Source organism: Pseudomonas sp. Pseusp11, from assembly GCF_047304405.1.
Taxonomy (GTDB): Bacteria; Pseudomonadota; Gammaproteobacteria; order Pseudomonadales; family Pseudomonadaceae; genus Aquipseudomonas.
In genome coordinates this window covers 25879-49235 of the sequence record NZ_JBGLZF010000009.1, presented here as the reverse complement: position 1 = coordinate 49235, position 23357 = coordinate 25879, and the positions used below count along the sequence as shown (strand labels likewise).

The following is a 23357-nucleotide window of genomic DNA, read 5'->3' as shown; positions in this document are numbered from 1 at the left end:
TCTGTCCTTAATGAATTTTGCTGCCCAGGGTCACCACGCCGTCCGCTTTTTCGCGGCCCAGCCAACTGGTCCACCCCAGGCGACAGGCGTTCTGCTCACCGATGCGAAGTTCGCGGATTTCTTCCTGGCGCAGCACCAGGCGAATGTCGTAATCGAGCGGGTCACGCAGGGTGAACCGCACCAGCGCGCACAGCGGCTGGTAGCCGAAACCGATCGGCAGGAATTCGTGGAAGCGTTGCCAGTCAAGCTCGCGGATGTGAATGCGGAACTTGCCGCTGCGGTCGCGCACGTGCTCGCCCAGCACCAGGTCTTCGCCGAGCATGCTGTTGCCGCGACCGAGGCGATTGCGCTGCTCGTCGAGGATTTCGACGCGGCGCTCGATGCACTGCTCGATGGTCAACTCGGCGTGCTTGAAGTAGTAGCGCAGCACCGCTTCGATCAACGCCGCCGAGTGCGCCCGCAAGCTGAGCAGGCCGAGGTACGGCAGCAGGCGTTTCCAGTTCAGTTCCTGGGCCTTGCGGATCTCTTCGCCGCCGAGGCCGATCAGGGCAAACAGCTGCGCCGAAAACGGGTCGAGCGCGCCGCTCTGGAAACTCGCGCGGTAGCGATACTTTTGCCAGATCGGCAGCATCAGCCGTTGCAGGCGATGGTGGAACAGGTCGAGGAAATTGCGAGTCGGGTTGCCGTCTTCGCTGTCACCGAGCGCTTGTTCGCCATAAAACGCAGGCAACGGCGAACCGGAGCCGACCAGGCCGATCAGGTTGAAGCGCAGACGCGCGCGCCTCATCCCGTGTTCTTCGAAAAACTCCACGCGATCGACGTCGCTGCCAGGGAAACCCAGGCTCGGGTTGGCCTGGAATTCCAGCTGGTCGTACAGGTCGTCTTCGCTCAGGTGCGGGTGTGCATCGCGCAGCCGGTCAATCACCAGCAGCACGGCCTGAAACAGCGAGTACTCGCGTATTACCCGGGTCAGCCCGCTTAAAGCAGGGGCTGCAGGCCCATACGTGGTGTCCATTGGTACACCTCTCCCTGTGTGCTTTTTACCCGCAGCTCGTGGTACGAATTGAGACTGGCGTAAAGCGCGAAAAACTCGTTAAGAACCGAAGCGAACACGAACAGGTCGCCCTCGCCGATATACCCTTCCGGGTCGATGGTCAGCTCGGTGCGCAGCCCGCGAACCGGCAACCCTCGGTGCAATCTGTCGACATGCTGGTGCTTGATCGACTTGAGCCCGCCCAGCAGGCGTTTGCTGACTTTTTCCGCGTGTTGGTCGTAGTAGCGCGGCAGGTCGTAGGTTTCGAGAATCACCTTCAACGCGTTGACGTCGGCCAGCGACAGATAGTTGAGCGACATGTTGCTGATCAGCTTCCAGAGGAAGTCGCGGTTCAGCGGCGGCGCGAAACTCGACGTGGCCGGGGTGATGTTGCGGAAGCTCAAAAATTCCGGCGTCTCTTCACAGGCCATGCAGATGTCGCCGAGCTTGAGCTTGCGCGGCAGGTTCTGGTTGGTGCACATCAGCTCGATCGACAGGGTTTCATGGGCTTCGGTGTGGCGGATGCCGAAGCTCAGGTAGGTGTCGAGGCCGTCGTGCAGCAAGGACGAACGCTGGCGGATGCTGTAATGCGGACGGCTGTTGGGCACGTCGAAACTCGGGTCGTGCTCGAAGGATTCGAACGGCACGTACTCTTGATAACCGAGGCCGCCGGGCTTCCAGCCAGTCACGGTTTCCACCGAAAACACGCCGCAGTTTTCCAGGTCGTATTCGGCCGGCAGCAGCAGGTATTCGTCCTGTTTGCCGTCGAGGCGAATCGGCAGTGCATCGTGCTCGAACAGGTTGACGATCGGCGTGCAATAGAGCTTCACGTTGTCCAGGGTCGGACGCATCCGCATGATGCCGCTCTTGCGAATATCGAAGCGCAATTCAAGGCCGCGCATTTGCTTGAGGGTGTCTTCCGGCAATGCCTTGAGCAGGTCCAGACCGTTGATATCAACGAACAGGAATTTGTCCTGGAAAGCGAAATACTCCTGCAGGTAGCGATAGCCGCGGAAGGTGTTCAGCGGATACGGGATCAACGCTTCCTCTTCGGCAAAACCCACCGGCTGCACACGGTCGCCGGGCATCTTGAACGCCATCGGTTGACCGCTTACGCCGTTGATGGGCTTGCCGGCGCCGTCCAGCGGGATCAGCTCAATGCCTTCGAGGTTGCGCAACAGGCTCAGGTAAAGCATCTGGCTGATGTAACGCTCACCGGCAAAGTGCAGGCGCAGACGACTCAGCTCCAACTCGCCGAGGTGACCATCCGCGCTCATCTCCAGGCGCAGGCTCAACAGCGAACCGTCACCCTTCACCGAGTAATTCAGCGCGGCCAGATCCAGCGGCAACACCTCGGTCGGATAGCACGTACGGAAACGGCAACGCACATCATCGACCGGCACACTCTCGACCGGCGTATCACGCTCGACCCTCAACGCCGGCCCGGAACGCTTCAACGGATCGAACTGCAAAATACTGAATGCCGGCAGCGGCCGCATGTAGTTCGGCCACAGCAGTTGCATCAGCGAATGGCTCAGCTCCGGCAACTCGTCGTCGAGCTTCTGGCGCAGGCGCCCGGTCAGAAAAGCAAAGCCCTCCAGCAACCGCTCCACATCCGGATCTCGCCCGGCCTGACCAAGGAAAGGCGCCAACGCCGGGCTACGCTCGGCGAAACGACGACCTAACTGGCGAAGTGCGGTGAGTTCGCTTTGGTAGTAGTGGTTAAAGGACATGGGTGGACTGCCTGGTTTTGAATTTGGGTGAGCTAGATACGTGTTTTTGCTCAGTGGTCATATTTATGCGGGGGGCAAATTCAGGAAATAGGTGCCAATGCCGTGCATCACCGGTATCGCCATCAAGACAATGAACGTCAGCGACCTATGAAGCTTCGAGTTACGGCTTTTATTGCGTAGCCCAGTCATGGCTAGAATCAGCGATAAAATGGCCAACGTACCGAATAGGTCACTGTCAGCTAATACGGCCAGATAACCGCTCATCCCTTACATCCTCTTGAGTAAAACTTCCGTTGTAGAGCAGCAGTGGTTTCAGCCCCAAAACGACTACAGAAAAAAGGCTGCATTCACGCAGGCGGTAAGTTGGCATAATAACTGCCTACCACTTCGAGCAATGTAATGGACACCAGACACAAAAAAGTCAAAACCCGGTGCCACTTTGAGTTTCTAACCCTGACAAACAAGTTACCAATCGCCGCAAAAAAACAAAAAATCGCCAAAGTGCCAAACAAATCACTATCAGCCAACACTGCCAAATAGACGTCAAAACTCATTTTTTATTAAACCCCATGAAATTCCAACGATACAGTTGGAAATTTTTCAAAAAGTCCTCATCCGTAGAGCCTTTAGCCAGGTTTTTATAATTCCACCCAACAACCGACTTCTCATAAAATCCTTTTTCAATCGACATACCCGCATATCCATCATTCTGCGGATCAGCCATGTTAGAGCCAATCAATCTCTGAAATGTTGTATTAGGGCGGGTACTCCAACCACTAGTATTACCCTGCCTGATGTCAATTCTGGAAGTATTAATCCCGACTACGACTTGGATATGGTGCGCAACATCTCCAGGACGATCGAGAGCCTGCGCAAGGATGTCCCCGGGCATCAGGCTTTCTACTGCATCCACAGCCAGAGTATTTTCACCCACTTCCTGCATATCCGGAGCACCATAGGTCAACATGACCATTTCGCTAAAGCCGTACATATTGGAAGCGTAACGATCATGCTGCGCTGCGGTGTAATTCTCCATATTCCGGTAAGTTCTAACACCCGTTTTCAGCTTTACCGGCAATCCACGCTTAGACGCAAATTCGCATAAAACCCTCAGAGCAAAGTCTTCACACGTAAACTTATTATTTTTTACAGCGCCGTTTTTATCCCAATATTTTTCATTGATCAGTTTTTCCGCAATCAATGGTGCTTCGTCGTGATAAGCAGCAATATCTGCATCCGTCCAGAAAGCAGTCGTTTTCCAGAATACTTTATAGGTAACTTTTTTCCCGACGGGATCTGACTTTGGAGTTAACGCAATTGACCGCGCCATTAAGGTAGACAAAATTTCGGCACTCATACCGACGCTCCATCAATTGCGGCGTGAAAGTCAAAAGTTTCACCTTCTTTCCCCCCTACCAACTGGGTTCTGCCCATTGCATCACTTTGCCCGGAGATAACTTCGCCTTTGGCGGTTGTAATCTGATAAGGAATATCCTGAAGTGGATTTCCATCCTGATCTTCCATCACAACATGCTGACAACGGGAAAACAGCATCAATGGAACCGGCGGAATAAACGGTACCGGTGTATGCGAATTCCCGATAATCACTGTCCCGGACCCGGCCGTAACTTTATTGCCATGAGCACCAACGGAGCCCACGGTCGCCGCCGGTTTACCGTTAATCAAAACAGTCGTTGCAAGGTCGCCAACCATCGCACCACCACACGCCGAGGCATCGCCTTGGCGGGCGGCCGCGAGGCCGTCGAAGAACACGTCGCCGGAGCCGGCGGCGATCGGGTTGGTGCCGTGGCCGGGGAGCGGGCAAGCGGTGGGGTCGGATACGCGTGCTGCGGGTTTGCCGGACATCGGAGTCTCCTTAATTGACCTTTACTTGACCGCTGCCATCCAGGCGCGCGGCGAAACTGACCTGGCGCTTGAAACCATCAACTTCCAGCAGGCCTTCGATGCTGAAGGACAGGCGAAGCTGATCGTTGTCACGCGGCAGGGAGATGACACGCACGTTGCTCAGGCGCGGTTCGTAGGCTTCGATGAAGCTTTCGATGGCCCGGCGGGCCTGACTCAGGGAGTCGTGCAGGCTCAGGCGCATGTCATTGAGATCGGGTAGCCCGTAATCGGACAGCGTTTGCACGCTGCCCGCACGGGTGCTGAGCATCTTGGCCAGATGGGCAGCCACCGACGCCATGGCGGAAACCTCGCGGCTCCAGCCGACGCGTTTGTCCGCGTCGCCACCCAGGCGTTCGAAAAGGCTGCCGTATCCAGTCATGAGTCGCTCCGCTTACTCTTTGTCCAGCTTGCCAACCAGCGACAGGGTGAAATCGGCACCCATGTACTTGAAGTGCGGGCGCACGTTCAGGCTGACGCGGTACCAGCCCGGCTCGCCTTCAACATCGCTGACGATGATCTGGGCTGCGCGCAGTGGACGACGGCCACGGACTTCGGCGCTCGGGTTTTCCTGGTCGGCCACGTACTGGCGGATCCACTTGTTGAGTTCCAGCTCGAGGTCGGTACGTTCTTTCCACGAACCGAGTTGCTCGCGCTGCAGCACTTTCAAGTAGTGAGCCAGGCGGTTGACGATCATCATGTACGGCAGTTGGGTGCCGAGCTTGTAGTTCAGCTCTGCCGCCTTGCCTTCAGCGCTGATGCCGAAGAACTTCGGCTTCTGCACCGAGCTTGCGGAGAAGAACGCCGCGTTGTCGGAGCCTTTGCGCATGGTCAGGGAGATGAAACCTTCCTCGGCCAGTTCGTATTCACGACGGTCGCTAACCAATACTTCGGTAGGAATCTTGGTTTCGATTTCGCCCATGCTTTCGAAGTGGTGCAACGGCAGGTCTTCAACCGCGCCACCGCTCTGTGGGCCGATGATGTTCGGGCACCAGCGGAATTTGGCGAAGCTGTCGGTCAGCTTGGTGCCGAACGCGTAGGCGGTGTTGCCCCACAGGTAGTGCTCGTGGCTGTTGGCGACGGTTTCTTTGTACACGAACGACTTGACCGGGTTTTCTTCCGGATCGTACGGGTTACGCAGCAAGAAACGCGGCACGGTCAGGCCAACGTAACGGGAGTCTTCCGACTGACGGAAGCTCTGCCATTTGGCGAATTGCGGGCCTTCGAAGTGATCTTTCAGATCTTTCAGGTCCGGCAGACCGGTAAAGCTTTCCAGGCCGAAGAATTTCGGGCCGGCGGCAGCAATGAACGGCGCGTGGGACATGCAGGCTACGCTGGACACGTACTGCATCAGTTTCACGTCCGGCGAGCTTGGGGACATGTAGTAGTTGGCGATGATCGCGCCAACTGGCTGACCACCGAACTGGCCGTATTCAGCGGTGTAGATGTGCTTGTACAGGCCCGACTGCATCACTTCCGGCGAATCTTCGAAGTCATCCAGCAGGTCGTCCTTGGAGACGTTGAGGATTTCGATCTTGATGTTTTCGCGGAAGTTGGTGCGGTCGACCAGCAACTGCAGGCCACGCCACGACGACTCCAGGGACTGGAAGTCCGGGTGGTGCAGGATTTCGTCCATCTGGCGGCTGAGCTTGGCATCGATCTCGGCGATCATGCGGTCGACCATGGCCTTCTTGACCGGCTCGCCGTTGTTCTGCGGCTTGAGCAGCTCTTCGATGAACGCCGACACACCGCGTTTGGCGATGTCGTAGGCTTCGTCATCCGGGGTCAGGCGGGTTTCGGCGATGATGCTGTCGAGAATGCTGTATTCGCCGTTCTCGTTGCTCTTTTGCTGTGCTGCGCTAGTGCTCATTGTGTTGGCTTCCTTGGCTGATGGGGGCTCAGGCGTCCTGGGCTGCGGCGTTCAGGCCCAGCTCACCGAGTACGCGACCGCGGGATTCGTCGTCGGCGAGCACGCCTTCGATGGCTTTGCGGAACGCAGGCGCGTTACCCAGCGGGCCTTTGAGGGCCACCAGCGCGTCGCGCAGCTCCATCAGTTTTTTCAGCTCGGGCACTTGCTCGACCAAGGATGCCGGGTTGAAGTCTTTCATCGAGTTGACGCGCAGTTGCACGGCCAGTTCGTCGGCTTCGCCATCTTCCTGCAGACGGTTCGGCACGCTCAGGGTCAGGCTCAGTTCTTGCTTGGCCAGCACTTCGTCGAAGGTCATCTTGTCGATGCTGATCGGCTTGCGATCTTCGACTTTGCGTTCGTCCTTGCGGTGGGTGTAGTCACCGATTGCCAGTAGTTTCAGCGGCAGTTCAATCTCTTCCTGAGCACCGCCGGTGGCGGGTTTGAAGGTGACGTTGATGCGTTCCTTGGGGGCTACCGAGCCTTCTTTGGCCATGGCTTTTCTCCTTGCGGTTGTGGCCCTGGGGCCTATTCGAGTACCACTTCGAGATCGAGGTGGCACAGCCTGCGATAAATCTCTTCCTTGCGTTCACGCACTGCATGGTTCTGCGGTAACAACTCGCAGCAGCTATGCAGCAGGTGCAGCACTTCCAGCGCAAGATCGGGCTCCCAGGCGTGCAGGCCTGAGTCCTGTAATGTTTGGTCGAGGGTTTCGAGTTGGGTCTTGGCCAGTTCGTATTTCTTGGCCATGAAGCACAGCCGCGCGAGGGCGAACTGCCAGAAGAACCGAACCCGCCCGCCGTGGGCGCTTTGCAGGCCCTGCTTGAGAATCTGCACGGCGGCCTTGAGGCCGTCCTTGCGCAGAATCGGCATGACTTCTTCCAGGGCCAGTTCCCAGGCCGGCTGGGTATCGGCGACTTCGACCTTGCGCGGCGCACTGGCGCTTTGCAGGTGCGGCATGACGTGGGCGCTGATCCAGGCGCGGGTGGCCGGGTCGGCGAACGGCGCGCCGTCGTGGAAACGCAATTCGATAATGCCGGGCAGGCGCTGAACCAAAAGCGCGAAGTGGATTTCCACTTCGCGCATGGCCATCTCGGCGTTCAGCCCCTGAAGGCATTCCCAGACCATTCGCTGGCCATCGAACCAGAACGGCGCCTTCGCCAGGCTCGCCTCCAGCTCTACCAGCAGATCAGCGTATTTCCCTTGGTCGAAGCGGTCCTGATAGGCCTTGAGTTTGTCTGCCGGCACGCCACGCAGGACGGTGATCTGCTCGGCATTGCGCTCGGGCACCGCGTCGATGGGCAGCCACAGCAGCGTACGATTGAGGCGCAGGGCGCGCAGGTCGGTGGCTTTCTGCTTGAGCCACCAGGCGCACAACGGACGGGCGCTTTCCTGCTGGGCGCGCAGGGCCTTATGGGCTTCTTTCTCATTGTCGATCGGCGCGCCGGGGGTGAACAGCTGGGTCGCAGCCTGCTTGACCTGGGCCACTGCGGCGCCCACCACACCGGGCTCCGGCTGGTTATCGGCGGCGCGCTGAACCATGTTTTTCAAGCGGCGGGAGATCGGCAGCAGCAACGGCGCGTCATCGCCCAAGTGCTCGGTGCACGCGGCATCGAGGCCTTCCAGATGCTCGACCAGCCGGCGGAACAGCGGCAGCTGCTCTTTGATCGCAACGTTTTCGTTCAGCACCTGTTCAAGACGCGGCACCAACCAGCTGATGGCGGCGGAGCGGGTGCGGGCCTTGTTCGGGTGAACTTCGGCCCAATGGTTTTCACAGAGATGGTGCAGCAAACCGAGGCCGGCCAGCAGCCCCTGGAAGGATTCGCGCTGGTACAGCGCCCAGGTCAGCCAAGCGCCGACACGCAAATCCTTGGATTGAGTGCGCAGCAGGTTTTCGCTGTTTTCACGGATTTTCAGCCAGTCGATCTGACCACTTTCGTGCATGGACTGGGCTTTGGCCAGTTCGCTTTCCAATGCCTCGTATTCGCTCGAAAAGCGAACATCCTCGCCCGCGAAACTCTCTTGGGAAACAGAGGCTTTTGCGAGTTCAAGGTAATGAGCGGAAAGTTTGCTTGAGTAGGACATCCATGGCCTTTAATTAGGATAACGGTCATGCGGCCATTGCAGTTGCAATGGCGCCGGACAGTATCAAAGAGCTGCGATGAGCCTCATCCAATTGAGTTCGCACCCTTTCAAGTGCGCGCATCCTAATCACAATGATGGCCATTAGCAAGCATCCAATTAAACAATAAAACGGCGGCTTCTCTATTGCATGTAGGAGAAAGCCCTATATGTGACAGGGGATTCCCTGACGTTGACTTTAACCCTCCCATCTCGACGCATTGCCCCCGAAACCATTGGACCAGAGCGGTTTATCAAACCCGGTGACAATCGCTGAACATTCACGTTCTGAAGCGGAACGCAGCATGACAAAATTAAAAAATGAAAAATGTAGGAGGTTTCCGAAAAGTTACAGTCATCTATGGACATAGCAGTGACGGACAATAAGCAATACAAGGTTCCGTCAAAATGATGGCGCCTTGTATTTGATCCACTTCTCTCCAAATACATATTCTGTTCGCCTCAAATTTCTTACAAAAGTATCGAAAGCCCTTCGCGCATTGCTGACGCAACATTCTGAAACGCGGAAAAGTCTTACGTACTTTCTGGAGGCGTCCGACATCATTCTTTTGTTCGCTTGTAAGCGTGCCGGGTAGTTTGCGCCTGTTCCAACTCGGCATCCCCTATGGAAGCTGGCAGGGATGTAAATTGGCGTTGAGCAGAATGGCGGATAATCCGCAGTTGCCGGTGAAGCGAGCGCTGGATCATTTGCCAGTGCAGGAGATGGCGGCGCATAGCGCCCAAGCGTAGCCAGTACAGATCATTCCCACGCAGCGCGCGGGAATGATCAAAGCCCTACAGAAAACTCAATCAAACATTCGGGCAAGGTACCGGTGCCCAGTCGCCCAGGTCCGGGTTCTTGCACATGCTGTTGACCTGAGTGGTGCCTGCGCTGGCGACTTGCTTGCTTTCCGCCTGTTTGGCTTGTGCGGTTTGCAGGGTTTTCTCGGTGGTGACCGCTTCTTTCGGCACGGTTGGCAGCACCGGTTTTTTCGCCGGTTTCACCGCTTTCTTGCTCTTGGTCGGGGTCACGACCGGTGTGGTGTCGGCGGTCGCCACGGTGACCACGTCAGTGCGCTGCACGCCTACTTGCTGCAGGTCTTTTTCGTAGGCCTGGGTGTAGTTGTTCAGGTCTTCGCTGGCTTTACCGTTCACCGCGACGATCAGGTCGTTGGACTCTTTGAGGCCGGCGACGATTTCTGCCAGGCGCTTGCGGCCCTCGGTGTCGTTGACGGTCTTGGCCTTGCGGTCGGCGACCAGTTTGGTGAACGCGCTCTGGTAGCACTGTTGAGAAGCCTTGGCGTACGCGGTGCTGCGGTCGATGTCGGCGGCGCTTTTGTTGACGTCGGAGGCGTAGGACGCGATGCGCTGGTTGTCATCGGCGATCTGCTTCTGACGCTCGTTGTAGTAACCGACCGCGCCGCCCGCCAGGGCACCGCCTGCTGCACCGATGGCGGCGTTGCGGCCACGGTTCTCGGAATCGGTCAGGGCGCCCAACAGTGCACCGCCGACAGCGCCAACCGCCGCACCGGTAACCACCGACTTGGTCATGTTCGAATCGGTGGCGCGCAGGTGCTGCACCGGCTCGTAGCAGTTCGGGTAGTACTCGACCTTGGTGCTCGAGGCGACCTTGGACGTCGGCGACGTAGCGCAACCGGTCAGTACGGTGCTGAAGCCGACGGCAATCAGCAGCAGATGACGCTTGGAAACCGAAGCAAAAGCTTTACGGGAGGAAAGCATAGTTGTGTTCTCGTTTAAGTTTGACCAGCTCAGCACGGCCCATCGCCGCCTGAGTCCCTTCCAAGCTCGCTGTACAACGAACGATCAAGACCGCTGAGCGTTCGATGCGAGCAATTCCTTCAATATCGCCGCCGGATCGGCTCGTCGTTGCTGACGATAATCACCGACATGGCGAACGAATAACGTCGCGCGCGTCACCAGGCTCTTGCCCAGTACCGGCTTGCGCTCCAACTCTTCCTTGATGCGTTGAAACTGCGCCTGGATCACGGCATCGGTGTAGCGCGTGCCAGTCGCCAGGTTGTCGATGTAGATCGCCACCGCGCCGTCCAGCGCGCTGCGGCCGTTGTCGATGGCCATGGCGAACAGCTTGGCGCTGGCCTCGTCCTTGGCGTCCACGGCCTGCTGGCGACTCTTCTGCAAATTGGTCAGGCGAATGTTGTAGTTGTTGACGGTCTCGGCCACCAGGGCCGCCGACTGGATCAGGTTGCCGGCCGCTTCCTCGCGCTGTTGGGCGATGAGCGAGACGTTGCGCTTGAGCTCTTCGTTGACCAGCCCCAACTCGGCTTGCAAACGCGGATCGACGCTGGCGGCAATGATGCTGTCCAGGCGTTTGGTCGGGTCCTGGGCGTCATCGATGGCATCGGTCAGCGAAGCCAGCCGACCTTCTTTCTGCCATTGGGCAAACAGTTCCTTGTAGCGCGAACGGGGCGCCGACAACGCACCAATCGCGACCCGGAACCCGGTGGTTTCGTTGTGTTGCTCGGTGCCGTCGGCGGCGAACAGCGAGTACTCGCGGCGCATCCCGGTGAACAAGGTGCCCTCGCCTTCCAGGTAATTGCCGCCCTTGACCACGAAGCCGCCGTAGGTGCCCTGGCGGCGTCCGGCGTGCACCAGCTGGAAGGACTCCTGGACCATTTCGGCGGCGTTGCCGATCACGTCGAACAAGCCAATGGGGTTTGGCAGTTTGGTACCGATCGGCATCAACCGCGCGGCCTGACCGGTGCCGCCGGCGACCTGATTGAAGACCGCCCAATCGGCCAGCGGTCCGTCGCTTTCGCTGCCGTCCAGGCGCCGGGGAAACAGGCGCCCTTCCAGGTCCTGACGGCTGACGGCCTGCCCGCCACGGGCAGCAAATTCCCATTCGACTTCGGTCGGCAAGCGCACAAAACCCAGCCCGCCCTCCTCTGCCGAGGTGCCGCGACCGCTCACCGGCAGCAGGTCCTTGTGGTATTTCATCAGCCAGGCGCTGTACACCGCCGAGAAGCGTTCCGCCTCGAATCGCGACAGCTTCACCTTGGGCAAACGCCCGGCCATGCCTTGCGGAATTTCAGCCTGCAACGCCTCGCAGGCTGGCGCTGGTTCACCGCTGGCCAACGATTGCGCCTGGGCCATGACCTGCGCGTATTGGCGGGCGGTGACTTCGTATTTGCCGATGAAATAGAGCATCGGTTTGAGCGGGGTGTTGGCGTCGGTCTTGGGCATCAACGGGGTGATGCTTTTACTCCAGTCCTTGGGCAGATCCTTGAGGGTGAACTGGCCATTGATGAAGTCCCGGCGATAACCGGAAATGAACGACTGCTGATAGCCGGCCTCGCCTTCGCTGAACGGGTAACCGAGGCTGATCTCGCGGTCGTCCAGACTGCCCTGGGCCAGGATGTAGACGTAACGGAACACCATCTGCCCTTCGCACGGCAGCGGCAGGCTGACGTCATCGGGCAACGGCTTGGGGTTGTCCAGCTTGTCGGTGCCTTCATCAGCCCAGACCATGCCGGCCAGGCTCAGCGCCACGGCGGCGCCCAGTAACTTATACATCTCGGATTCCTTCACACGCCTGGATACGCGCCACTCGCCAGCCACCACAGACTGCCGCCACGGCACTGACGCCGAGCACTGCCGCCAGGGCCAACGCGTAGTGACGCGCCAGCAGATGGCTGGCGTACTCGCCCGGCATCTGCGCAAATAAATGGTTCAGGCCCGATTGCGCCAGGCCATACAGCCCGGCACTCAACAGGGCGGCAAGGCCGGCGCTGTACAGCGCCTGCACCACCACAAACAACAGCAACGCCGCCGTGGAAAACCCCAGCAAGCGCAGCACCGATAACGCTCGACGCTTGCGCTCGACCGCCGCCAGTGCCCCGGCAAAAATCGCCGCGAACGCTCCCGCCACGGCTAATCCGGCGATGATCCAGAACACGATCGACAGGTTGCGGCTCAGCGATTGCACTTGGGCGATGGCCTGGGCCTGGGTCGAGACCAGCAGGTTCTGCGCAGCGAAGTACTGGCGCAGCGGTTCGACATCCTTGAGGCTGCGGGCGTACAGGCGAAACGCCGGATATACCCGCTGCTCCGTCGCGCCCACCGCATCACCTGGCCAATCGAACGCAGGCACGGCGCGGCCGTCCCGGTAATCTTCAGCCGCTTCCAGTAACGTCAACGGCGCGAACAATCCGTCCCTGGCGAAGGCTTCCAGCGGCAGAACCTGCAGCACCTGAACGCGAGTGCGCTGCGCCTCGCCACGACCGGCCACCTGCCGGCCAAAACCGGCCTGTAACCAATCACCGGCCTTGGCCCCGAGCTTTTCGGCGGCGGTCTGGCTGAGCAGCACCTGATCCAGCCCTTGGGGTACCGGCAGACTGCCGAGCAACGGATCGTTGGCGGTGGTGGGGATCATTTCCACAGTCACCGTCGAAGCGCCTGCGGTCAGATCCGCTGTCGCGGCAATCTGCCGGGTGCGCGGCAAGGCGAACGACACGTCGCTGCGCTGGCTCAACTGCTCGATAAACGCGGCACTGAACCGGCCGCCACCCAGGGGGATGATCTCCCGGGTGGCCGGGTCGTTTTCCAGGCGCTCGGTCAAACTGCTGACCAGGCCGAATTTCAAACCGAACAGCACCAGCAGCGGCGCGATCACCGCCACCAGCGCCAATACCGAGCAGGCCGACAGCCAGGCATCGTTGCGGTAATCCTGCCAGGCCAGGGAAGCCACCAGCGCGCCGCGCATCAGCAGGCCTCCCCAAGGGTGGCGGTGACACCGCCATCGACGTCGCGATGACAACTGATGCGTCGCACCTGCAAACCGCTGGCGCGGGCCAGTGACTCGTCGTGGGTGGCAACGACGCAGCACACGCTGTGTTCACGAGCCTGGGTCACCAGTAACTGCATCACGCGTTCCGCGTTCAGCGGATCGAGGGCAGCGGTCGGTTCATCGGCCAACAGCAGGCGCGGCCCATGGGCCAGGGCGCGGGCACAACTCACCCGTTGCCGTTGGCCGACGGACAAGTCGCACGGTCTTTTGCCCAGTTGATCGGTGATATCCAACGCCCCGGCCAGGCGATCGACGCTGCCGTCGTCTTTCAAGCCGAGCAGTTGGCGCGACAGGTCGATGTTGCCGCGCACGTCCAGAAAATCCAGCAGGCCACCGGTTTGCAGCACGTAGCCCAAGTGCCGGCTGCGCAGGTTCGCCAAGGCACTTTGCGCATCTGCGCGCCACAGCCCGGCAATGTCCGTCGTGGTTTGGCCGGACGCAAAATCAAACTGCCCGGCCCGATCCGGCGCCAGCACCAGCGCCAGCAAATCGAGCAACGTGCTTTTGCCGCAGCCACTGGGACCGACCACCGCCAGTTGCTCACCGGCACGCAGTTGCAGCCGTGGAATCACCAGGCTGTAGCGCTGGCTGCCGGCGCCCCGGCTTTTGTGCACTGCGTTCATGTTCAGCATCACGGCAGCGTCGACAATGGAACGCGGTACAAGGCATCACCCGGTTCGGCATCGCCGAAACGCACCCAGTTGGCCAGGTCGTTGTGGAAGGTTTCGTAGAGGCGGATTTTCGAGTCCAGCTCGTCGATAAAGTCCTCCTGCTCGGCCACGCTCAGGGAAAGCCACAAATCCTGGGTCATGTTCAGCGACTTGCTGCGATAAGGCAGTCCTTCCAGGTACTCCCCCAAAACTCCGCCATCGGCCAGATTGCCGCCCTTGCGCAAGGCCGAGGGATCGCGGCTCATGTAGGCACTGGCACTGGCGATTTCCTGGAAGAAATTCTTCGGTGAGGTCTGGGTCTTGCGGGCGGCGTCGACGATCAGTTTCAGCGATTGCTGCAAGTCGTTGAGCTGCAGTTTGGTCAGCATCACGCACACCTGGAACGCCGGCAGTGCCGGGTTGGTCAGGTCGCGGTCGGCGGTCCAGGCGCTGACCAGTTGCGGCGCCTGGCTGGCGGCTTTTCGCCCCAGGAAGTCCATGTGCATCGCGTAGCCGACGGCCGCCGATTTGTCGGCCAGGCTCGGCGCAGCGCTCAGCAGCGGCACGGTTTGCGACTTGTTGCTGCGCACCTGATGCACCAGGTCGGCAAACACCGAACCGATCTCGTCCACCCGTTCACCGAACTTGCGCACATCGGCGCCCGGCACCGGGATGTACAGATCGCCGATCTGCGGGTTGGCGTCGGCGGTCAGGGTGCGATACTGACTTTGCGCACCGCCATGGGTTTTCTTGCCGGCATCGCTAAGCAGGTGCAAGGCGTAGATTTTGATCTGTTTGCCCAATGCGGCCTGACGCACTTCGGCCTCGTTCATTTGCGTGGCGGCATACGGGTCGTTCTTGCGCAACGCACCGGCATCGGTGACCAACAGAATCAAGCGTCCGCCATAACCGGACCAGTCCATGCCCTCGACCGCTTCCATCACGCCGGCAAACGCATCTTCATTGAACGAATGGCTCGAGACCGTGGACGCCTTGACCTGCCGCGCCAGGTCCATGAAGCGCTGAGGGTCGCGGCCCTGGTCCAGAGTGATCAAGGTTTTGGCGACGTATTCCAGGCCCGGGGTTTTCTGGATGCTGTTTCGAAACCCCACCAGGCCAAAGCTGACACTGTCCAGCTCGCCCCGCTCGGCGATGCGGGTTTGCAGTTGATGCACCACGTCACGGACCTGATCGATGTAGGGCTGCATGGACACCGTGGTGTCGACGACCAACACCACAGCGGTGCGAAATGCATCGGCATTGGCGGCGCTGATCGCAGTGTTGCCGACAGTGGCCTTCGGTGCATTGCCGGGGTCGATGGACGCCACGTTCAGCAACTGCACCGGCTGGCCGTTTTCATCGAAGCTCTCGCGCGAATCAAAGATTGGCAACAGATAAAACTGGTTCTGCGGCACCGCGCTGGCGGCCGGCTCCAGGGCCAGCACCTGCTGATTGTCTTCACGGTTCTGCTGGGCCTTGAGCAACAGGTTTTTTGCAGCCGACGGATCGGCCAGCAGCCGCTCCACTTCGCCGGGCTGACGCAGGAACATCACCGGCGCACGGCCGGAGCGTTCGGTGAACTTGAGCACCAGGCTTTGCTTCCAGTCGCTGACTTGTTCGGCTGGCAACCAGCCGTCACTGCGCCCGTCGGTGGCGGCGCCGACGCGTAGCCACGGGCTGCCGGCCACCTCTTGGCGCTGATAGACGTACAGCACGGAAAACGCCGGCAAGGCCTTGTCAGGTGCTGCCCCCGGTTCACTGGCGAGTTTCGCTCCCGGCTTGCTGAGCACCCGCTGGAACAAGGTTTTTTTGCCGGCCATCAGCAGCGGGCGCTGACCATTATCGACGTCTGTCGCCACAGGGGGGGTCACCGGTGGCGCCACGGCTGGCGGCGGTGTTTTGACTGGAGGCACTGAAGCCACTGGCACCTTGGCGTCCGCCTCGACGTCACCGGACAGCCACCAATATCCCGCGCCGCCCAAGGCCAGCACCACGGCTACCGCAACAGCGGCAAGCGCGAACACCGGTCCCTTGCGCTGCTCCGAGGCCGGGGATTGCGGCGTCGACTTCGCCGTCGGCGCAACAGGCTTGGCTTGGGGTTGTGGCTGTGCAGGGCTCGTCGGAATGTCGATAGACACCGGCGTCAGTCCCGCCAGGTCATTGTTCATTGGAAGGGGCAACGGCCGGATCGTGGTCGCTTCAACCGATTCCCCGGGCAGATTATCCAGCGCCTGCAACAACGCCTTTGCATCCGGGAAACGCTCGGCCGGATCCTTGGCCAACAGCTTGCGCAGCACCTCTTGATAACGGCCGTGGTGCACCGGCAGCTCCGGCATCGGTTCGGTCAAATGCGCCAGGGCCGTAGAGAGCGCGTCGTTGCCGGTGTACGGCAGTTTGCCGACGAGGATTTCGTAGAGCACCACGCCCAGGGCATAAAGATCGGCCCGGCCGTCAATGTCCTGGCCGCGCGCCTGTTCCGGGCTCATGTAGCTGGGCGTGCCGACGGCGAAACCCGCTTGGGTGAACTGGGTGCGGTCGTCCAGCGACTTGGCGATGCCGAAGTCCGAGAGCACCGCTGTGCCATCGGCGCGGAACAGAATGTTCGCCGGTTTGACGTCGCGATGAACCAGCCCCAGACCATGGGCATAGCCCAGCGCCGAGGCGATCTGGCGGATGTAGATCAGGCCCTGCTCCGGCGTCAGGCCGGCGGCAATGCGCTCCTTGAGCGTGCCATTGGGCAGGTATTCCATGGCCATGTAATACAGCTCACCGACATTGCCGATGTCATGGATGGTGACCGTATGCGGGTGAGACAGGCGCGCCAGGGTTTTGCCTTCGCGCAGGAAGCGCTCGCAGAAACTCGGATCGGCTGCCAGCGCGGCGGCCATGACCTTCAACGCCACCTTGCGCTCCAGCGAGCGTTGGGTCGCCAGGTAAACGCTGGCCATGGCGCCCTCACCGATCTCACCGTCGATGTCGTAGCCGGGGATCAGAATGTTCGCGGTGAGGTTCATGAAGGCACCTTCACGACGATGACGGTGATGTTGTCCGGAGCGCCGCGCATCAGGCCCAGGGACACCAGGCTGCTGGCGATTTCCCCTGGCTCGTCGTGGCCCAGCACCTCGCGGATCTCATGATCTTCAACGGTTTTGTTCAGCCCGTCGCTGCACAACAGGTAACTGTCGCCGGGCTTCAACAGCAACTCGACCATCGCCAGCTCCAGCTGTGCCTGGACCCCGATGGCGCGGGTGACAATATTGGACCGCGGGTGCACCCGGGCTTCGGCTTCACTGAGCAGGCCGCTGTCCTGCAGATCCTGGACGTAACTGTGGTCCCGCGAGATGCGTTTGAGCCGGCCGTCACGCAGGCGATACAAGCGGCTGTCACCCGCCCACAAACACACCCCACGCAAGTCACGCGCCGCCATCACCACCACCGTACTGCCCATCATGGTCACGCCGCGGTTGGCGGTTTCTTCACGCACGGCGGCGTTGACCCGCAGCAGGTCGGTTTTCAACGCCGCGACGTATTCATCCAGCGAACGGCCCACAGCAATGCTACGCAGACTGTCGACAATCAGACTGCTGACGTAGTCGCCCGCCGCGTGCCCGCCCATGCCATCGGCGACCACCCACAGGCCTTTTTGCGGCAGGTCCAGGCAAGCGTCTTCGTTAACCTGGCGGACCATGCCGACATGGCTTTTGCTTGCAGACTTGAGGGTCCTTCCCACGTTTGAACACATCTACACAACACCTTCTTGGCCGAGCAAAAATTGCGCAAAGTCAGCGGCGGCCGGCAGGCCCTGGCACCGCAATAAACCGGGGGCGATGCGCTCCGAACCCTGGCCCCACCACACACTGGCCCCTTCGCAGGCCTGTTCGGCGAGGGCGATCATTCGCGCCTGCGGATCGGTGACATCAAAGCGGTGCAGACCGGCAAAACGGCTGCTCGGGGTGCGTCGCAGATAAGCCGGGCTGCCCAGCGCCTCCAGTCCTGCACCGAAGGCCTCGAAGCTTGCCTCCACGTTCAAGGTGCTCAACAGCAATTGCTCGACCTGTTCAAACCAGCTATCCGAACCGCCTATCACCGACGCAGGATCAGTGTCGTGATCCAGCAGCACCGCAACGGTCAGCGGAAAATACCGGCCAACCCGATCAATGCTCGGCATCACCACCCCCACGGCGGCCTGCGGCCCGCACACACCGGGCGCGACCATAAAGCGCCACAGCGGACTGACCAGATAGGCATTCAGCCAACGGTCGCCAAGGCTCTGGCTGGCGAGCAACCCCGCCGCCAGCCACGAATCCCAGGGGCCGATAAAACTCTGCGGCAAGCCACGGCTGACAAAGTCCCCGCGACTGGCCAACTTTCCATAGAAGCCCGGCGTGCTCATAAGCGCTCCGGCAGGCTGAAACCGCTGAGCACACGGCTCTTGAACGGGTTGAAGGCGCTGTTGGCCCGTAGCTCATAAGAGGCGCTGGCGCCATCGACCCGCAACCGCAGGTTGAAGCGGTCCGGCGAGTTGCCGGCGGTGAGATCCGATTGCTCGAGCAGGCGAAACCAGGCCCAGGGCCCGTCCAGGGTGATGCCGGACCGACCGCTGGCCGTGGGCGGCATGATCGAGATCCGCACCACGCCGATGCTGCCGGGGTTGGGCCATTGCATGGCGGTCGGACGGCTAGGTCCGTGGTCGTAGCTCAATTGCTGGCCGTCGAGGTCGAGCAAAAACTGAGTGATGGTGGAATCCATGGCCACGGGCTTGAGTTCGAAGCGCACCATCGGCTGGGTACCGCCGGAACGGAAAAACGCATCCCGGATGGTCGCTGCCCGCTGGAAGGTTTGCAGCACGCCCGGGGCGATGCCGAGCTTCTGCGCGGCGCCCGGTTGCCAGCGCCAGGCCTGGGTCGAGGTATCCACGTAGGGCTGCAGGTATTTGCGGAAGTAGTTGTCCATCACCCCGCCCACGCCGAAGAACTGACCGAAGTCGTCGAGGGTCGCGTCCCGTGCACTGCCTGGCGACATCGGATAACGCCCGGCCAGGGACTGGCGATAGATGTTCACCACTTCGCTGGTCCAGGCCGCGTTCAGTTGATTGCGTACTCCACCCATCATGCTGTTGGTGGTGGAGTTGACCACCGACTTGACCAGGCCCTGCACCAACGCCGGTTGACGCTCGGCGTTGAGGCTGACCCGCGTCGCCGCCGCTGCGGCCTGGTTCTTGGCTTCGCCAAGCAAGGCGTCGCCGCTGGCACCGACCATGGCGCTGACCTGCACATACAGGGCGTTCATGTCGGCCAGCAGGCCGTCGATGGCTGCCGGCTCGCCTTCGTTCTTGCTGACGATGCGGTTGAGTTCGGCAAAATGCGCGGTGACTGGATCGTCACTGGCCTCAGGCGTGTTTTGCATCGCCTGCTCCTGGCCGAGCAAAGTGCCCAGGCGCTCTTTGAGCTTGTCGACCCCGCCCTCCACCGGCGCGCCCTTGGCGGCCAACAGGCGTTCTTCCTGTTGCAGGTCGGTTTCCTTCGCCACCGCCACCAGCAGTTTTTTCAACGGCGAGGTCGGCCCGGAAATCACCCGCAGCACATCGGCGGCCTGGGCCACGCTGGTGATCGGCACGAAGTCGATATCAGCCAACAAGGCGTCCCACTGGCGCTGGTAATCCTGGAAATACAAACGGCGTACATCGGCAGCCAGGCTGGCGACGTTCTGTTGTTCTGCCTGATCGCGACCGAGCACCCACTGCTCCTCGGCCAAGGTGCCGGTCTGGTTCAGGCTGGTGAGCAAAAACCCTTGGCGGTAACCCTTGGCCGTGAAGAAGCCACTCAAGGGGTCGCCCAGCGGCTTGCCGCTCTTGCGGCTGAACACCAGCGCAGCATCGCGCCCGGCCGCTTCGTTAAGACGAAAGTCCGCAATGCCGTCCGGCAGTTTCTGCCGTTTGATCCGGTCGTAGACACGCTGGGCCACCGGCAGCTGTTGCAACTGCCGGCGCAAATCGTCGATCAGGCGTGGGTCGAGACGTGCGGTGGGCGGATGGCGTTCGAACAGCGCCTGCAAGTGCTCACCGAGGGCAACGCGCTGCTCGGCCGGCAAGTCGCGCGGCAGGCTGCGGTCCCAGTCCAGGGCGATCCATGCCTTGATGAAATCAGCATCGTAATGCTCGCTGTCGGCGAGCATCAGGTAGGCCTTCAAGCCTTCGTAAAGGAAGTCCGAATTGCCGCCGCCGTGCAGTTGCTCCTCGATACGCGTGAGCAAGCGCGGCGCGAAGACCGCGATCAACAGCTTGCGATAAACGCTGCCGGACTCGGCTTCAAGCATGTCGCCCTGATACAGACCCAGGCCTTCGGCCCAGTTCGGCGCATCATCGGCCAAGTGCTTCACTGCGTTGAGCAAGGGCAACACGGCGAGCACGTCCCGCTGGGCCGGGCTGAGGTTCTGCACGGCCTGGCCCAAGGGCACGACTTTCTGATCGACTTGCGCGATATACGCCTGATTGGCGCGATAGCTGACCCACCACAAGGTCCCGACCACCAGCACCAAGGCTACGGTCGAGGCCAGCACGCCCTGGGCGATCCACTTGCGTCGACGTTCGACTTTCGGATTGACACCCACCAGCCCACGCTCGGCAAAGGCCACGGCGCTGAAGAGCTTTTCGATGAAGTAACTGCGCCCAGTGCCGTTCTGGCGCACCAGGTGCTGGCGGTCCAGGTTCATGCTCTGGGCCATGGAGCCGATCAGCCGGTCAATCGGGCTGCCTTCCTGGGTGCCGCTGGTGAAATACACCCCGCGCAACAGCGCCCGCTCTTCAAAGGCGTTGGGTTTGAACACGCCCTCAAGGAAGCTTTGCAGGCAATCCTTCAACGCGCCGAACTGCTGTGGAAAACCGTAGATCAGATCGCGTCGCGCCGGGTCGCGTTCCTGCTGCAAGCGCTCCACCAGCCGATTGTTCAGGCGTTGCTCCAGACCGGCGAATTCGCTTTGCAGATGGGCCAGCGGGCTGTCATTGCTTTTGCCGTCATCCAGAGCGAAGGTCATGCCCCAGACCTGGGCTCGCTCTTCCTTGCTCAGGGTGTCGAAATACTCCATGAACCCAGGCACCAGATCGAGCTTGGTCAGCATCAGGTAGATCGGGAAACGCACACCCAGTTGGGTGTACAGCTCCTGAATGCGCAGGCGTATCGCAGCGGCATGGGCGGCGCGTTCGGCATCGCTGTCCAGCAACAGGTCGGAGAGGCTGATGGCGATAAATGCACCGTCGATCGGGCGACGGGCCCGCTGTTTTTTCAACAGCCCCAGAAAGCCCAGCCATGCGGCCTTGTCGACCGTCGCGTCGCTGTCCTGAGTGGTGTAGCGGCCTGCGGTGTCGAGCAGCACAGCCTGGTCGGTAAACCACCAATCACAATTGCGCGTACCGCCGACGCCGCGCACCGCACCGGCGCCCAACTGCGCGGCCAACGGAAAATGCAGACCGGAGTTGACCAGCGCCGTGGTCTTGCCCGAACCCGGCGGGCCGATGATCACGTACCACGGCAATTCGTAGAGATTGCGTCGTTCGTCGCCGCCCAGCTTGGCTTTCTTCAACAGCGTCAGGGCTTCGTCCATGCGCTGGCGCAGGGTTTCGAGCTCTTCGGCCGTAGCGATGCTGGTCGGGTCCGGCGGGGTTTGCGCCGCCAGGCTGCGCATGACTTCGGCGGCCTGACGGCGGGCCTGGATGATGCGAAACACTCGATAGGCGATCCACACCGCGAACAGCAGAATGATCAGCGCCCAGCGCCGGCCTTCGGGCACCAGGAGCTCAAGCAGCGGCCCGACAAACCAGATGATCAGGCTCAGGGCGATCAGCCCCAGCAACGGAATGACCCAGCGGGTCATAAAACTGAAAAACGCCTTCACTCGACCCCCTCCGCCAACACTGTGATTTCGACCCGACGATTGCGTGCGCGGCCCTCGGTCGTAGCGTTCGAGGCCAGCGGTTCGGTGTCGCTGCGGCCTTCGGCGCTGAAGCGCTCGGGCTGGCCGGTCTTGGCCGAAAGGATTTGCAGCACCGAAGTGGCCCGCGCCTCGGACAACGCCCAGTTCGATGGAAACCTCAAGGTGGCAATCGGGCGATTGTCACTGTGACCGGTCACCCGGACCTGGCCCTTGACCTTGCGAATGGCATCGGCGATGCGCAGCATCAGCGGCTGGAAATTGTCGACGATACTGGCGCTGCCCGAGGCGAACAGCTCATCGCCACGGATGGTCACCACTGAACGGTCAACGGCATCTTCCACGGCCACCCGGCCAGCCTTGATTTCATCAGCGAGAAAACCGGCCAAGCGTGGCCGCTCGACCAGTTTCGGCTGCACCACCGGACGGTCGATGGCCTGCACCGGGATCTCGCCCAGCGCATGAATGTTTTTAAACACCGGCTCGGCATCGGCGGCCAGTTTCAAGCGCAGGCCGAACACCAGGGCCAGCAGCAACGCCACACCGATGGCCACCGCGATCCATGGCGGCATGAATTGCGCCAGTCGATCGCGCGCCACGGTCACGCCGCGCCAATGGGGCGACAGTTCACGCTCATATTCGCCACGGGCGCTGCGGATAACCGCACTGGTGCGCTCACGCAACGCCTCCAGTTGGCTGCGACCATCATTCATGACCCGATAACGCCCTTCGAAACCCAGGCACATGCACAGGTACAACAGCTCCAACAGATACAAACGTTCGCGGGGGCTTTGCAGGCAATGTTCCAATAGCTGGAACACCTTCTCCCCGCCCCAGGCCTCGTTATGCACGGTAATCAGCAGGCTCTGTTTGCCCCAGTCACCGGTGCCGCCCCACGGCGTACTCAACACCGCTTCATCCAGGGCGGTGCACAAGGCGTAGCGGGCCAGCAACACATCGTTGCGCACCACGCCGGCGGCCTCGGCGCGCTCCTCGAACTGGCGCAGGTAGGCCAGTAGTTGCGCCCGCAAACTCGCCGGTGCCGGGTGGGCAATGGTGTTGCGCAAGCGGGTCAGCAAAGCCAGCAGCGGGCCCGCGGCGCTCTCCAGGGGGTTGAGACCTTCGGCTTTGCCGGTCAACAGCGGCGCGGCCGGCATCGACAGTGGCGCGGGCTGGGCGCGGCCAGGGTCCGGGCGGGCCGGCTCGGCGCCACGGCCACCGGGTGTCGGCATGAACTGGGTACGATCGTCGTTATTCATCG

Annotated in this window: 18 protein-coding genes; all 18 read right to left on the bottom strand. The window is 60.9% G+C overall.

What is annotated here, in order from left to right:
- Positions 1-7 precede the first annotated feature (7 nt).
- A complete protein-coding gene (gene tssG / locus ACCC96_RS09670; protein WP_019580441.1) occupies positions 8-1015 on the bottom strand; it encodes a type VI secretion system baseplate subunit TssG in 1008 nt (335 codons plus the stop codon).
- Positions 979-2766 (bottom strand): type VI secretion system baseplate subunit TssF, encoded by a 1788-nt coding sequence (gene tssF / locus ACCC96_RS09665; protein ID WP_007934543.1) that lies wholly within the window; start codon positions 2764-2766, stop codon positions 979-981. Before tssF ends, tssG begins: the two co-directional genes overlap by 37 nt.
- Positions 2767-2829: 63 nt before the next feature.
- On the bottom strand, positions 2830-3030 hold the full coding sequence (locus tag ACCC96_RS09660; RefSeq protein WP_413695681.1) for a hypothetical protein: 201 nt from the start codon (positions 3028-3030) through the stop codon (positions 2830-2832).
- Positions 3031-3316: 286 nt separating this feature from the next.
- Positions 3317-4123, bottom strand: a complete 807-nt coding sequence (locus ACCC96_RS09655; protein WP_413695680.1) for a hypothetical protein — start codon at positions 4121-4123, stop codon at positions 3317-3319.
- Positions 4120-4632 (bottom strand): PAAR domain-containing protein, encoded by a 513-nt coding sequence (locus tag ACCC96_RS09650; RefSeq protein ID WP_413695679.1) that lies wholly within the window; start codon positions 4630-4632, stop codon positions 4120-4122. The genes ACCC96_RS09655 and ACCC96_RS09650 overlap by 4 nt, the downstream gene beginning before the upstream one ends.
- Before the next feature lie 10 nt (positions 4633-4642).
- Positions 4643-5050: a type VI secretion system baseplate subunit TssE gene (tssE, locus tag ACCC96_RS09645; protein WP_018927433.1), complete on the bottom strand. Its 408-nt coding sequence runs from the start codon at positions 5048-5050 to the stop codon at positions 4643-4645.
- A 12-nt stretch (positions 5051-5062) separates the two neighbouring features.
- Positions 5063-6538 (bottom strand): type VI secretion system contractile sheath large subunit, encoded by a 1476-nt coding sequence (gene tssC, locus ACCC96_RS09640; RefSeq protein WP_019580436.1) that lies wholly within the window; start codon positions 6536-6538, stop codon positions 5063-5065.
- 28 nt (positions 6539-6566) lie between these two features.
- The gene (gene tssB / locus ACCC96_RS09635) at positions 6567-7070 is read right to left on the bottom strand and encodes a type VI secretion system contractile sheath small subunit (RefSeq protein ID WP_019650069.1); all 504 of its coding nucleotides are present in this window, start codon (positions 7068-7070) and stop codon (positions 6567-6569) included.
- A 32-nt stretch (positions 7071-7102) separates the two neighbouring features.
- A complete protein-coding gene (gene tssA, locus ACCC96_RS09630; RefSeq protein ID WP_019650068.1) occupies positions 7103-8659 on the bottom strand; it encodes a type VI secretion system protein TssA in 1557 nt (518 codons plus the stop codon).
- Positions 8660-9505: 846 nt separating this feature from the next.
- Positions 9506-10435 (bottom strand): type VI secretion system-associated lipoprotein TagQ, encoded by a 930-nt coding sequence (tagQ, locus tag ACCC96_RS09625; RefSeq protein ID WP_413695678.1) that lies wholly within the window; start codon positions 10433-10435, stop codon positions 9506-9508.
- Positions 10436-10519: 84 nt separating this feature from the next.
- Positions 10520-12247: a formylglycine-generating enzyme family protein gene (locus tag ACCC96_RS09620; protein ID WP_413695677.1), complete on the bottom strand. Its 1728-nt coding sequence runs from the start codon at positions 12245-12247 to the stop codon at positions 10520-10522.
- Positions 12240-13436: an ABC transporter permease gene (locus ACCC96_RS09615; RefSeq protein WP_413695676.1), complete on the bottom strand. Its 1197-nt coding sequence runs from the start codon at positions 13434-13436 to the stop codon at positions 12240-12242. Before ACCC96_RS09615 ends, ACCC96_RS09620 begins: the two co-directional genes overlap by 8 nt.
- Positions 13436-14152, bottom strand: coding sequence for an ABC transporter ATP-binding protein (locus ACCC96_RS09610; RefSeq protein WP_019650064.1), 717 nt, complete (start codon positions 14150-14152; stop codon positions 13436-13438). Before ACCC96_RS09610 ends, ACCC96_RS09615 begins: the two co-directional genes overlap by 1 nt.
- A complete protein-coding gene (locus tag ACCC96_RS09605) occupies positions 14152-17184 on the bottom strand; it encodes a serine/threonine-protein kinase (RefSeq protein WP_413695675.1) in 3033 nt (1010 codons plus the stop codon). The genes ACCC96_RS09610 and ACCC96_RS09605 overlap by 1 nt, the downstream gene beginning before the upstream one ends.
- Entirely contained in the window at positions 17181-17900 is a 720-nt protein-coding gene (locus ACCC96_RS09600) for a PP2C family protein-serine/threonine phosphatase (RefSeq protein WP_026345928.1), read from the bottom strand. Before ACCC96_RS09600 ends, ACCC96_RS09605 begins: the two co-directional genes overlap by 4 nt.
- A gap of 12 nt (positions 17901-17912) precedes the next feature.
- Positions 17913-18563 carry a type VI secretion system-associated protein TagF gene (tagF, locus tag ACCC96_RS09595; protein ID WP_413695674.1) on the bottom strand — a complete coding sequence of 217 codons (651 nt, stop codon included), beginning with the start codon at positions 18561-18563 and terminating at the stop codon, positions 17913-17915.
- On the bottom strand, positions 18560-22060 hold the full coding sequence (gene tssM, locus ACCC96_RS09590) for a type VI secretion system membrane subunit TssM (protein WP_413695673.1): 3501 nt from the start codon (positions 22058-22060) through the stop codon (positions 18560-18562). Before tssM ends, tagF begins: the two co-directional genes overlap by 4 nt.
- Complete coding sequence (locus ACCC96_RS09585) at positions 22057-23355, bottom strand: DotU family type VI secretion system protein (protein ID WP_018927422.1); 1299 nt, start codon at positions 23353-23355, stop codon at positions 22057-22059. The genes tssM and ACCC96_RS09585 overlap by 4 nt, the downstream gene beginning before the upstream one ends.
- Positions 23356-23357 lie beyond the last annotated feature (2 nt).